Annotated in this window: 11 protein-coding genes; 2 read left to right on the top strand and 9 right to left on the bottom strand. The window is 45.0% G+C overall.

Annotated features, from left to right (window positions below; translation table 11 throughout):
* Positions 1-46: 46 nt before the first annotated feature.
* The 9 genes from MKY01_RS11015 to rpiA all read right to left on the bottom strand — a co-directional run bounded on the left by MKY01_RS11015 (position 47) and on the right by rpiA (position 7,439).
* A complete protein-coding gene (locus tag MKY01_RS11015; RefSeq protein WP_036609514.1) occupies positions 47-484 on the bottom strand; it encodes a GNAT family N-acetyltransferase in 438 nt (145 codons plus the stop codon).
* A 55-nt stretch (positions 485-539) separates the two neighbouring features.
* The gene (locus tag MKY01_RS11010) at positions 540-725 is read right to left on the bottom strand and encodes a hypothetical protein (protein ID WP_339286413.1); all 186 of its coding nucleotides are present in this window, start codon (positions 723-725) and stop codon (positions 540-542) included.
* Between the two features lie 68 nt (positions 726-793).
* Complete coding sequence (locus MKY01_RS11005) at positions 794-1,507, bottom strand: class I SAM-dependent methyltransferase (protein ID WP_339286412.1); 714 nt, start codon at positions 1,505-1,507, stop codon at positions 794-796.
* A 68-nt stretch (positions 1,508-1,575) separates the two neighbouring features.
* Positions 1,576-2,529 carry an alpha/beta hydrolase gene (locus MKY01_RS11000; protein ID WP_339286411.1) on the bottom strand — a complete coding sequence of 318 codons (954 nt, stop codon included), beginning with the start codon at positions 2,527-2,529 and terminating at the stop codon, positions 1,576-1,578.
* 36 nt (positions 2,530-2,565) lie between these two features.
* Positions 2,566-4,275 (bottom strand): ATP-binding protein, encoded by a 1,710-nt coding sequence (locus tag MKY01_RS10995; protein ID WP_282321960.1) that lies wholly within the window; start codon positions 4,273-4,275, stop codon positions 2,566-2,568.
* Positions 4,276-4,290: 15 nt separating this feature from the next.
* A complete protein-coding gene (locus tag MKY01_RS10990; protein ID WP_282321961.1) occupies positions 4,291-5,379 on the bottom strand; it encodes a cobalamin-dependent protein in 1,089 nt (362 codons plus the stop codon).
* Between the two features lie 286 nt (positions 5,380-5,665).
* Complete coding sequence (locus MKY01_RS10985) at positions 5,666-6,127, bottom strand: MarR family transcriptional regulator (protein ID WP_036670259.1); 462 nt, start codon at positions 6,125-6,127, stop codon at positions 5,666-5,668.
* A 15-nt stretch (positions 6,128-6,142) separates the two neighbouring features.
* Positions 6,143-6,742: a GNAT family protein gene (locus MKY01_RS10980; protein WP_339286410.1), complete on the bottom strand. Its 600-nt coding sequence runs from the start codon at positions 6,740-6,742 to the stop codon at positions 6,143-6,145.
* A 25-nt stretch (positions 6,743-6,767) separates the two neighbouring features.
* Complete coding sequence (rpiA, locus tag MKY01_RS10975) at positions 6,768-7,439, bottom strand: ribose-5-phosphate isomerase RpiA (RefSeq protein WP_282321962.1); 672 nt, start codon at positions 7,437-7,439, stop codon at positions 6,768-6,770.
* Positions 7,440-7,949: 510 nt separating this feature from the next.
* Between rpiA and MKY01_RS10970 the strand changes: the two genes are divergently transcribed.
* A complete protein-coding gene (locus tag MKY01_RS10970; RefSeq protein WP_100529440.1) occupies positions 7,950-9,692 on the top strand; it encodes a methyl-accepting chemotaxis protein in 1,743 nt (580 codons plus the stop codon).
* A 46-nt stretch (positions 9,693-9,738) separates the two neighbouring features.
* Positions 9,739-13,446 carry an amino acid adenylation domain-containing protein gene (locus MKY01_RS10965; protein ID WP_339286409.1) on the top strand — a complete coding sequence of 1,236 codons (3,708 nt, stop codon included), beginning with the start codon at positions 9,739-9,741 and terminating at the stop codon, positions 13,444-13,446.
* Positions 13,447-13,544: the final 98 nt, after the last annotated feature.

Raw genomic sequence — 13,544 nt, 5'->3', positions numbered from 1 at the left:
CTGATGATAATCCATATATTTCTTAAAGTAATAAAAGGTCTCTGTGCTACTCTTCGTCCGTATCTTCCTCTTTTTCAAGCACACAACGGAATCGCTCCACACCTGGGTATAATTCACCCAGACTATATACCACAAACCCCGTATTCCGATAAAACTCGACGGCTTCCAGCTCGGTCTCAGCGATCAGTCTATCGGGATTGTATGTTGCCAACAGTTGTGAGATCATACCACGTCCATAATTTTTAAAGCGGTTTTCAGGCAAAACCGAGATATGATGAATGGTAACCTCACTTGTTCCTGTCTTCTCATATCCAATCAGACCGATCAATTGTCCCTCATCTTCGTAACCGCCCATTTGCAATTCGTCTTTCTCTACATATTGTTGCAACGCACGGTTCAAGTGATCCGGATCAGGAAAAACCGAGTAGGACAATAGCTCCTGTACTTCCGGCTCCTGTATGCGTGATTTCAGATTAATTAACACCTTGATTCCTCCTATACCTTGCTTGTTTCCGTTATCGTATTGTAGTCGTTAGCCTCTAAAAGTTCAAGTCGTGTGCCGATTCAACTCCGATACCCTCCAGCACATTTTGCTCAGCATAGGTATCGTGATAGCGGTCGCAACCATTCTTTTGCACATAGGATAAAATCTTCCCGTTCTGATCTGCGACAGCCACACGCGTGTGGCTCCCTCCTCCATCCATCCCTATTACATATGTATTCATCCTTAACCATCTCCCTTCCGACCACACATTAAGAGTGCCGGGTCCATTGTCAGGTCCCGGCAGAGAATTTATTGCTTTTGTACAGCAAAACGAAGCAGTTCACAACGGAATTGTGTCGGTTCATCATACTTTTCCTCTTCAATCGTCTGTGTAACATGCTCCTGAAGCAGAATATTCCAGCCTTTGTAGGCATCCTCCAGTATAGCAATCGCCTCGGCTGTGGGCAGGTTCAGCTCAATTAATGGTTCAATCTCCTTGCCTGTATTGATTTCTTTTTCCTCCACATTGGTGCTCATCGTAATACAATGAATGCCCCCTGTACGAGTTCCGGCCTGTAACCGGTCTATCGCTTCCATGAAGGCTTGCTTATTTGAGACATGTTCCAGACAAGAACATGCAGCAATAAAATCAAAATAGTTTGGCTCCACAGCATAATGTTCAACATCTGCTCTCACTGCCTGTACGATATGATCAACCTGATATTCTTTCGCATACTTGCGAAGTCCGTCTATGGCCTCATCCAGCAAATCCACACCGATGACTTCACTTTTCGTTTTTGCAAGGCGCTGTGCAATCGGTATCGTATGCCTTCCCACTCCGCATCCCAGATCGAGGACACGCAATTCCTCCTTGTGAGCAAGTAGACGTTCCAGCATATCCATCACCATAGGCATGGGCCTCGACATCCAGGTACCAGAGGCGAATAATTCATTATTCTGATAGAAATTGGAATGATAACCTGCCTCTGCTTTTCGCGCAGCCTCAAATTGTTCGTTTCCCATCAAGATACCCCCATCGTTTAGAAAATGATTTGCATCTTCTACTTAATACCCAGATTGTCACAAAAAAATCAATTAACAGCAGGTGACAGATTTTTCTTCATAAAGGATTCCAGCGCCGCCTCATATCCGGTGCGATCGACTTGAAACGCTGTGCCATGACCGGCACGGGGGACGGTCAGCAATTCCTTTTCGGTTGGGCAGGCTTCATACAACCTGTACACCATTTCCGTTGGTACAAACGTATCCGCCTCTCCGTGGATGAATAACACGGGAATGTTAACTTTGGCAAGCTGCTTGAGAGCCGAAGCCTCTCTAAAGGAATACCCTGCTTTCCACCGGGAGATCAGACTTGTGACAGGTATAAACGGAAATGCAGGAAGCTTGTATAATTGCTTTAACTGGAACGTCAGTTCTTCTTCCACGGATGTATACGCACAATCAGATACAATCGCTTTAACCTGAATCGGCAGAACTTCACCACCTGTCATCAGTACGGTTGCTCCTCCCATGGATATGCCGTGCAATATGATTTCCCCTTGTGTACCCACTTTTTCAAGCACCCAGTTGGTCCACTGGACATAATCCTTCCTATCTAACCAACCAAAACCAATGATATCACCTTCACTCTGTCCATGACCTCGATCATCTGGCATGAGTACGTTATAACCGTGCTTTTCCGCATAAAACCGGGCAAATCCAGCCATTTCTCTGCCTCTACCCGAATAACCATGTGCCAGAATAACCGTCTGATCCGACCCTTTATTGGAACCGAGCCATGTACCATACAGTTTTAATCCATCATGTGATTGAAGAGATATCTCTTCTGTAGGCTGAGCATCCAGCCACTTCAGGTCAGAAGCACTGCTAATGATTTCATTGTCCGGTTCAGGCATCAGATTTGGATTATCTACCAAAAACGTTTTTGCTGTACGGCGAATGGCCGTTTTGAAAAAATAAAGCCCTCCTGCCCACAGAAGAGCAAGAACGATCAGTACCAGTGCTGCAAGTACGTAGAATAACATGAACGAGCCCTACCCTCTTTCCTTATTAAGATATATTCAATCTTTACTTACTCGTTGCAGTGCTACACATGCTGCTTGATAGGCGGGTAACAAAGCATCTAGCAAAGGTTCTGCTTTCCGTGATTGACCTTCCTTCGCCAACTGCTCTATCCGGGCAAACAAAGTTGATAAATAACGAATCCCCAGGCTCAAACTCCCTGATTTCAGATCATGGGCTACCTCGGTTGCAGCAACATGGTCACCGGACACAATATGTCTGCGCAGCGCCTCAATTTTGCCAGGTGTATCGGTACGATACATGTCCAACAACATACCAAGGAGTGTACGATCGCCATCGGTGTTTAATTCCGCAATCTCATGTACGATGCTCATATTTAGTACCTCGGTCGGTTCGGAGGATTGCTGCCACTTCTCGATCATCTTGCTCAGAATTTCCAGCGTGAAGGGTTTGCCAATAAAGTCATTCATCCCGGCTTCCTTACACTTGTCTTTCTCTCCCTGCATGACATTACCTGTCATTGCAATGATTGGTGTGGTATGGCGCATTTCATCCATTTCTATCGAGCGGATTTTGCGTGTTGCCTCCAAACCGTCCATCAATGGCATCATATAGTCCATGAGAATCAAACTGTATTTTTTGCTGAGAAAAGCAGCTATTGCCTCTTCCCCATTCACTACAGCGTCCACTTGGGTTATTCCCAGTTTCTTGAGCTGCAACATAACAAGCTGTCGGTTGATGACATTATCATCGGCCAGCAATACAGATACAGAAGGAGCTTCATCATCCATATCCTGCCCCTGTTGCTCTTGAGCGGAAGCAACAGACTGGTTAGCGGACTGGTTACCGTCTTTCTTACCAAGTGTAAGTTCGAACCAGAATGTTGATCCTTCACCCTCCTGACTGTCTACTCCAATCCGACCTTCCATCAGTGTAACGAGCGACCTGCAGATCGATAATCCAAGGCCCGTTCCTCCATACTCACTTGAGCGTCCTCGTTCAGTCTGCATGTAGGGTTGAAATAACTGGTTCTGATCTTCTTCCGAGATACCAATCCCCGTGTCTTCGACTTCAAATCGGATCATTTGTGTAACTTCATCATCTTCCACAAGGGTGACTCGTATCCGCACCGTACCTTCTGATGTGAATTTGTTCGCATTCTGAATTAGATTGATCAGTATCTGTGTAATCCTCGTTGGATCCCCTTCAAGAAGAGTAGAGATTCTGGGGTCACAGTCTATCGATAACTGATTTCCGTTCTTTCTGACTTGGGGTTCGAGCAAACGAACAATATAGTTTATCGTCTCTTGCAGATCCACTTCTCCCAGTTCAAGTCGCATCTGACCCGCCTCAAGTTTGGACAGATCCAGAAGATCCTGAATCAGCTTAAGCAGCAGTTTGGCAGCATCCTGTATAACGGAAACGGAATTCTCCTGTTCTTCAGACAATGGAGACAGCTTCAGCATCTCAGCCATCCCCAATATGCCATTTAATGGCGTACGAAAATCATGACTGATGCCTGCAATAAATGCGATTTTTGAATCACCTGCATCTACTGCTTGCTGACGTGCAGCTTCAAGACTGTTATTGTTCTTAGCAAGCAAACGCTGGAGTGTCACCAGTTCATTATTCATATCCGAGAATTCCGAGAGTGTCCGTTCCTCTTGCTCTTTACTCCGGATCATCTGATCCGATAACTGCTCAATCGTTCTGCGTAGCCTCTGTATCTCTCCGCTCTCATTAGACATCACATCATCCCTCTCTTAATCCCTAACCATATCAAGCTGACTACATGTAGCTGGCTGAGCCAGTAATTGTTCTGCAACCGCTACCGCTTCATCGGCTCCTGGAGCATAACCGTCAGCTCCTATCGTTTTCCACAACTCCTGATCAATATTGAAGGGATATCCCCCAACCATAATCTTCACATGTGCCGTTGCCGGATGATGACGGATCAGATGAATCAACTCTTTGGCCAGATGAAGGTGATACGTCATCGTAACCGATATCGCAACAACATCGCCCTGATGCCGCTCTATAGCCTCTATTACACTTCCATTGGGAACATTGGCTCCCAGATAGTGCGTATCCCAACCTTCCATCTCGAACACATCTGTGAGCATACGCAGCCCGATCTCATGTTGTTCACTGCCTACACAGGTAGCCACTAGTTTTTTATCCTGACCCGTATGATTCAACCAGAGGGAATAAAGACGTGACATAAATGACTGGGTCGCTGCCGTACAAAAGTGTTCTTGCCCCACACTAATACGATGGCATTGCCACAATAATCCAATTTCATATTGGGTGGGCTGAAAGATATATCGATAAATATCACGAATCGTCACCCCAGCTTCTAACTGAGCTTCAATGATCTCAAAGGCTTCTTTCCGTTTATTCTCTAGCAAACACTGTAAGTAAGATTGCGCAGCATCTCCATATGGCATGGATTCGTTGATGTAACCCGCCTGTGACTCCAAGTGTGTTGTTCTATATATTCCCATCTCCAGATACTCGAGCAGAAGTGACTTTGACGGATGGTCAAATTCTTCTTCCAATGTCTCTTTGATCAGATTGAGATTAATCGCCAGATCTTCTGGTGATACCTTATAACCCTCAAGTAGAACTTTCAGCCAGGCAATATAATGAGTAAACAGACCTGGACTCTGTACGAGCGCACTTTCTGCCAAATAGTTCAAGCTATACTCCGAATCCTGTTTGGTTCGCATTTTTCCATTCTCGCCAAATCGCTCAAGTAAATCGGGCTGTCTGAGATACTGTTTCTCCGTTATTTTATCAGCTAAGTTCGCAGATTCCTGGAGCAAACGTTCTCCTGCTTCTTGATGACTCATAGATGCACCCCTCCTCATACCCGCATCCTACTCAATCTTCATTCGTGACTAATCCAGAATGAGATTGATGTTAGCTGACTTGCAATCGGGATAGGTTCTTCTACTTGATCCAATCCATCCATTCCGCTCTTAATCGTTATGTTCCATTATACATGAACTTTCGATAATCATGTTTTACACACGATGAATGTATAGAACAATCTTCCTATATTATGGAGGGCCTTGCAAGTCAGTCAGCCAGTATATACCTGTACTTTTCGAGATCCACAAAAAAAACTGACCTGCGTTATGAACGCAAGTCAGTTTTCCCTTCTGCCGCCAGTCCCAGCTTCTTCAACATCTTAATCGCAGCTACTTTCTCGGAAGGGTCAAGTCCTTCCAAAGCATCAATGATGACCTGATGGTGTTGAGGAAATATCTGTGTGAACAGTTCTCTTCCTTCCTCGGTTAACTCAGCGTAAATGACACGCCGATCTTCCTTGGATGGTCGACGAAACAGCAGATTTTTATTTTGCAACTTATCTACAACATACGTAATATTACCACTGGACATTAACACCTTTTCACCAATCTTTTGCAATGCCTGTGGTCCCTTATGATATAACAAATCAAGCACACCAAATTCTGTCGTATTCAGTCCGTGACTCTGGATGTCCCGATTGGAACGTGAGGTCACAGAATTGTAGGCCCGAACAAGAACCACGAATAATTGTAAAGACAGTTCCCGGTTGTCCTCCGTGTTCAGCATTTCAATAATCCTCCATCAGTTGTTTACATTTCGGCTCGTATGAGGGGTCAGCTTCTGCTCCCACTCCTCACGGAGCATCCCCATACGAATTGAATCATAATATTGCCCGCGAACGATACGACACTTCCGCATTCGCCCCTCCACCTGTAATCCGGCTTTCACAGCCGCACGCATCATACGTTCATTACCAGACCAAGTAGTCAATCCAACCCGAACCAAAGGCATCTGTTCGAACAAATGACTTGACCACATGACAAGTGAGCGTGTGCCAACCCCGCGTCCCCACTGGACAGATCTGTATATTACAATCCCCATTTCCAGCCACATGGATAACTCATCTTCTATGTAATAGCTGATTGTACCCACAATTTGTCTGTCGGATTCAATAATACGGATTGATACGGGTTTGGAATCGCCTGGACCTACTTCCATACGTTTGAGCATACCTTGTTCAAAACTTTCATAGCTTTCGTGTTTAAGTGGGTAATAGGGTGCATCCCATTGCTTCCATTCAGGTACATCATCACTGTAGATCAATTCGTAGAGTTCTTTCAGATCCTGTTTCTCCACACACCTGAGTACAAGTTCACCATCAACGATTGGCAGTTCTTTCATACGATGAAAAGCACCCTCTTCCATATTAAGAACGATGAAGTTCTTCGATACTTCCGTCCGCATTGGCAAGAATGACTGTACTAGCCATATCCACAAATAGTCCGTTATCAACAACACCTGGTAACATGTTCAATTGAACATTAAGGTCCGCAGCGTGATCAATCGCCTCCAAGTGGCAATCTGCTATCAGGTTTCCGTTGTCTGTCAGATAACGTTGCTGTCCATCCATCCGCCACTGTGGTTGACACCCCAATTTTTCGAGCGCCTGGAAGGTCCACTCAGAAGCAAATGGAACCACCTCAACTGGAAGCGGGAATTTCCCCAACTTTTGCACGGCTTTGCTGCCATCCGCTACAATAATCAATTTGTCACTATTGGCCGCCACGATTTTCTCACGCAAAAGAGCCCCGCCCCCCCCTTTAATCAGGTTAAATTCGGGATCAACTTCATCAGCACCATCAATGGTCAGATCCAGACGTCCAATCTGGTCAAATGGGACGATGGGAATCCCCCATTCACGGGCAAGCTTGTCTGAAGCCTCTGAAGTGGCAACCGCTTGAATTTTCAATCCATCACGTACCCGCTCACCGATCCGGCAGATGGCATAATAAGCTGTTGAACCTGTTCCCAATCCAACCTTCATTCCATCTTCAACATATTCTGCCGCACGCTCTGCTGCTATCTGTTTAAGATTCATCTATAAACCCCCGCTGCTCATAATTTGAGAAATGCATATGTAGTTATTATAGATAAAACCGCTTCCGATGTATATCCGTGCCTTCTGTTGCATCTCTGCCATCATATTTTTGTTTTGTTGAAGGATGTATTTTTACCCACCATGTTATAGAATACAGAATGAAGCTAAAAAATGGGAAATTTTAAAATAAACAGTTCTAAATACCTATAAACCATCTGATATGTCCATAAATACGTAAAATATTAAAAAAAATTTAACGATACTATTCAATTTAACGACATTTTATACGACATATTAATTATAGATGTGTTTTAATAATTAGACACCTATGGTTCATACGGTACATAAGTCTCTACGAAAGCGACTGATAAACCAAGACCATGGTCGCATAAATTTCCTTTGGAGGGGATCACGGAATGATCTAGTTCACTGTACCAATGTAACCCTAAAGTTTCTTAATTTAAAGAAGATCAGGAGTGGAATTTAGTGAAATCATTAAGTTGGAAAAGCATGTCGTTTTTCTCCAAAAATTTGTTACTCTCATTTACTAATATCGTTATCATCGGGGTAGCACTTATCGCAAGCAGTTACTATTTTCAAAAAACAGTTCTTGTTGATCAACTGCATGGACAGGTGGAACAAATCACCAAAAAGTGGGCTGAAGATATCAATCCTACTGAGGTACAAGCTGCTATTGCGGAAGGTAGCTATGATGGAGCAACACAAACGAAATTACGAGCGTATTTCGATGAGATGCAAGAATATTATCCTAACATTGCACAAGCCTACATCTTCGGTGTTGAACTTGGTGGCGATAACAAGAGATTAACTTCCCTTGTAGCGATGCCGACCAACCTAAGAGAGGCTTTTCAAAGTGAGAACGTAAATATTGGTGACATGTATGAGCAACCGGTCGTTGTAGCCAATGCACTGAAAGAAATGCTTAATACGGATCGCCCAACATTCACAACATTTTATTCCGATGATTTCGGAACATGGACAACCATTGCATATCCAATCAAAGACAGCAACGGAAAGATTTTCTCATATTTTGCCGTTGATGCAGATGCATCAGCCGTACCCGCGGGACTAAACTCCTTGCTCAAAAACGGAATTATCATCCTTGTGGCCTTCTTGCTATTATTCCTGATTATCCAATACCTTGTAGTTAAAAACACTCTTTCCCCTATCCGTCACTTGATCAAAGGAATTGATGACGTAAGTCGGGGTAATTTGAATGTCAACATTCCGACAGGCAAAGACGATCTGGGACTCGTTAACGAGAAGTTCAACACCATGGTTCGCAAAATCAACGATACTATCGTTAAAGTGCAAATCACATCACAAGAAGTAAATCAGTCTGCCAAAGAGCTATATGAAGTTTCCGAGCGCAACAGTGAGAATGCAGATTCTATCAATAATAATGTGACTCAAATCACTTCCAACATTCGTTCACAGGAACAGGCAACCCGGGATAGTGCACGTGCCATGTCCGAGATGGCTACCGTAATCCAGACGATTGCCAGCAGCTCGGCAAGTGTAGCGGATGAAGCCTATGAGATGGAACGTCGTTCGCAACAAGGTAACAGCGTTGTACGTCAGGTATCTGAACAGATGAATCTGATTACGGAATCGGTTAAGAATACCGCTTCTGCCATTGAGGTTCTGGAGAGTCGTTCACAGGAAATCGGCGATATTCTCAATATCATCTCGGGTATCTCCAGCCAGACCAACTTGCTTGCTCTTAATGCTTCCATTGAAGCAGCTCGTGTTGGTGAAGAAGGAAGAGGATTTGCAGTTGTTGCAGGTGAAGTACGCAAACTTGCCGAGCAGTCTGAACAAGCAACCAGCCAGGTTGGCGTATTGATCCAAGAGATTCAAGCTGGAATTAAACAAGCTGTACGTGCAATGGAACAAGGTACGTCAGAAGTAGATACAGGGCTCAGCGTAGCCGATCAAACAGGACAATTGTTCGAAGATATTTTAGAAGCAGCGAAAAAAGTATCTAATCAGATTCAGGAAGTATCAAGCGCGACAGAAGAAATCTCTGCGGGTACGGAGGAAATGACCGCTACAGCGGACGACTTGTCTTCAAGCGTAAGCAAGACAGCAAACAGCAGTGAACAAATTTCCTCATCTGTTGATGAGCAAAAAGCATCTTTGATAACACTGGTAGACTCCTCCACACGCCTTAACAGCATGTCTGAGGAACTCCAAGAATTGATCTCTCATTTCAATGTAAGCAAACAATAATTCAAATCCACAAACATTCGGTTTGAACCAAGGAGGAATAACTGAAGTGATTGAAAACCAACCATCTTCTTCCCATTCCATGGAATCTAGCTTGCCAGTTCTGCAGATTCCACTGGATTTTGGGCGACGTCAACAATCATTCTCTTATCAGTCTGCTCAAATCACATTACATGCTTCTCTGAGCCGTGAACTTAAACAGAAGTATGGAGAACAGATGGTGTACCCGGTACTCCTCTCAGCTTATGCAGCCTTGTTATTCCGATTGTCAGCTGAACAGGAACTTGCCATAGGTATACTTTCCCCCGATCAGGCAGCTTCCTATCTTTCATTACAGATTCAGGGGAAATTGACCTTCAGCCAACTATGTCATCAGGTTTCAGAGCAGCTCAAGATTGAATACACGTTGCAAAACGGTGGATACCCTGAATCGTTTTTTATGCTGAATAGTGTACAGTTGCCTCAAGCTCCTCAAATATTAAACTGGAACGTTCGAGATGATCAGAACATGCTCATCCTCGATCTGTTCTATGATAGTTCACTGTTAAAAGAGTCTACGGTGCTGAGATATGCAGAATATTATCAGACTCTTCTACTCGCCCTTGTGCGTGACGGTGAGAAAGCAATCGGTACGGTAGATATTCTTTCCGCCTCAGATCGATTGCTTTACCGTGAAATGAATGATACTTCTGTTCTCGAACCAGAGAATCAAACGGTTCATGGCTGGTTCGAAGCAACGGCAGCGGCATATCCAGATTCACCGGCGATAACATCGCCATCCAAAAGTTATACGTACAGGGAATTGAATGAACGAGCTAATCAGGTTGCACGTGTTCTGTTATCCAATGGATTGCAGAAAGGTGAATTCGTCAGTATCTTTATGGATCGAAGTCTGGAGACGATCATCTCCCTGCTTGGTATTCTGAAGGCAGGTGGTGCGTATGTTCCTATCGACCCTGAGCATCCACAAGAACGTAACAGTTATATCGTGGAAGATACGGCGTCCTCCTTCGTGCTGACAACGGAAGCTTCTTATGCCCAAGCTTCCAGCTTGTTCTCCAGTATAGCTACGGTCCGTCAGATTCTCTCTGTGGATGGTCGTTTAGCCGGATTTGCAGCAAGTAACCCCAATCTGGATATTCAGCCGGATGATCTTGCGTATATTATCTACACGTCAGGGTCGACCGGTAAACCCAAAGGTGCACTGATTGCCCACCAGGGTGTAATCAATCTTGGCAGTGTGGTTCAGCGTGATTGTGACATTCAACCAGGTGATGTATTAACTCAGTTTGCTACATACAGCTTTGATGCATCCGTGTGGGATACCATTGGCGCCTTGTTCTATGGAGCAGAATTATATCTGTTGTCTGCGGAAGAACGTGTATCCGTTGAAGAATTCGCAAGTGCAATTGAACGGACAGGAACAACCATCATTACGATACTGCCTACGATTTTCTTCAATCAGCTTGCTTCCTACTTATCCGATGAAGGTTTCCACAAGCTGGCCAAAGTCAGAATCATTACTGTAGCCGGAGAAGCGTTATATGGTGAACAGGTTCGTGCCTTCCAGCGCAAATTTGGAAACCAGATTGATATTGTTAATGTGTACGGACCTACCGAATGTACAGTAGCCACAACTACTCACCGCATCAGTGAGCAGGTTCCCGAACATGTGGTGAACATCCCTATCGGTAAACCGATTCATAACTACAAAGTATACATTGTAAATGAAGAACAACAGCTCTGTCCGGCAGGTGTACCTGGTGAGGTATATATTGCTACCCCTGCATTGGCCAAAGGTTATCTGAATCAGCCAGAACGTACAGCGCAAGCATTCATTGAGAACCCGTTTGCGATAGGTGAGAAAATCTACAAGTCTGGCGATATTGCCAAATTGCTGGATACCGGGATGCTGGAATATGTTGGTCGCAGTGACTCTCAGTTAAAAATTCGTGGTCACCGGATTGAGATCGGGGAGATTGAAGATCACTTTGCACGGCTTGATCAGATCCAGAACGTTGCCGTCATTCCGAAAAAAGAATCCGATGGACAAAATATGCTGGTTGGTTACTTTACATCGAAAGATGGCAGTACCCTTTCTGTTTCGGACATCAAGGCAGAACTGACGGAGAAACTTCCTTCTTATTTTGTACCAAAGTGGATCTGTCAGCTGGATGAAATGCCGATTGCACCAACTGGAAAAATCAATCGCAAAGCGATGGTATCCTTGCCTCATGTGGAACGACATGAAGATCGCCCTGACCGGGTCATGCCTGAGACGGAGACGGAATCCATTATCCTGGACGCATGGAAAGAAATCCTTCAGCACGATGACTTCGGTGTCGAAGACAGCTTCTTCAATATCGGTGGGGATTCACTCCGGGTCATTCATGTACTGGTCATTCTGAAGCCACATTATCCGCAACTGAACATTGCCGACTTCTTTGCCGAGAAAACAGTCCGCGCTCTCGCTCGTCGTGTGGAAGTATTGTCTCTCAGTGCAGCAGTAGTTACGGATTCAGTGGTGACTGATGGCATGATTACACAATTATCCGAACACCCTGTGGAGCTAACATCCCAGTTAGGGTACCCGCTCATTCGCGAACCTGAGCATGTGTTACTGACTGGAGCAACAGGTTATCTGGGCTCTCATGTGCTGCAACAGTTAATTCTGAATTCCAGTACACGGATCTACACCCTTGTTCGTCGACCATCCAATGGAATAACTGCAATGGAACGTTTGACTAACGTGTTGGAAGGTTATTTCGGCAAACAACTGACTGACCAACTCTCCACTCGCGTGGAGATTATTGAAGGGGATCTCGAACAACCTAATCTCGGCCTGTCAGCTGAACAAAGGGCTTATGTTCAGGATCGAATTGACCGTGTCATCCACTGCGCTGCAGACGTCCGTCATTTTGGCGATGCCGATCAGTTCGCCAAAACAAACGTGGAAGGAACGGTCGCATTGCTAGACTTGATTCGTAGCAAACCAGGTGCTTCCTTCCACCATGTATCCACGATGGGTATTCCGGAAGATCTGGCACTCAGCGGACAATGGGAATCTTCCCTGCAATATGATCGGTTCCCGGCTGACTTGCATGTGGACAACCTGTATTCGGACAGCAAGCTTGAAGCCGAGAAAGTGCTCATGATTGCCGCCGAGCAAGGTGTGCCTGTCAGCATCTATCGTGCAGGTAATCTCACTTGCCACTCCGAAACTGGACGCTTCCAGTCCAATATTGATAGCAACGCCTTTTATCGTATGATCAAAGCAATGTTATTGCTTGGCAAGGCTCCTGCGGCTGACTGGATGGTTGATTTTACACCGATAAACTATGCAAGTGAAGCTATCGTTCATCTGGCCTTACGTCAGGATACCGCCGGTCGTGTATTCCACATCTGTAATCCGGAGCCCATCCGTTATGATGAGCTGATCCGTTCTGTGAATCGGGCTGGTTACGAAGTCGAAACGCTACCTTTCGCCGATTACACACGTTGGTTGTTCGATGCGAGCATCAGCAAAGAGCCGGAAGCTCTTCAGTTGGCTATTGCACAGCTTGAAGGCGACGGTGCGAAGGATTCAGCATATGTCTATGCTTGCCCTGTGACAACGGCTTATGTGGAACCTGCTGGCATCTCATGTGCAAAAACAGATGATCGCTTCATCTCCGTCATGTTAGACTACGCCGTTCAGATTGGATATTTCCCGTCTGCAATCCGGCGCCATAACGGCACTTCTACAGCAATGGAGTAAGTTCACTTTATCATTAGCATTTAATTAATAAATAAGGTCACACGAAAAGAAGCCATCTATCGTCATTCACTGACGATAAGATGGCTTCTTTTCTTCGC

Source organism: Paenibacillus sp. FSL R5-0486, assembly GCF_037975155.1.
Classification (GTDB): Bacteria; Bacillota; Bacilli; order Paenibacillales; family Paenibacillaceae; genus Paenibacillus; species Paenibacillus amylolyticus.
This window is presented reverse-complemented; position numbering and strand designations above follow the sequence as displayed.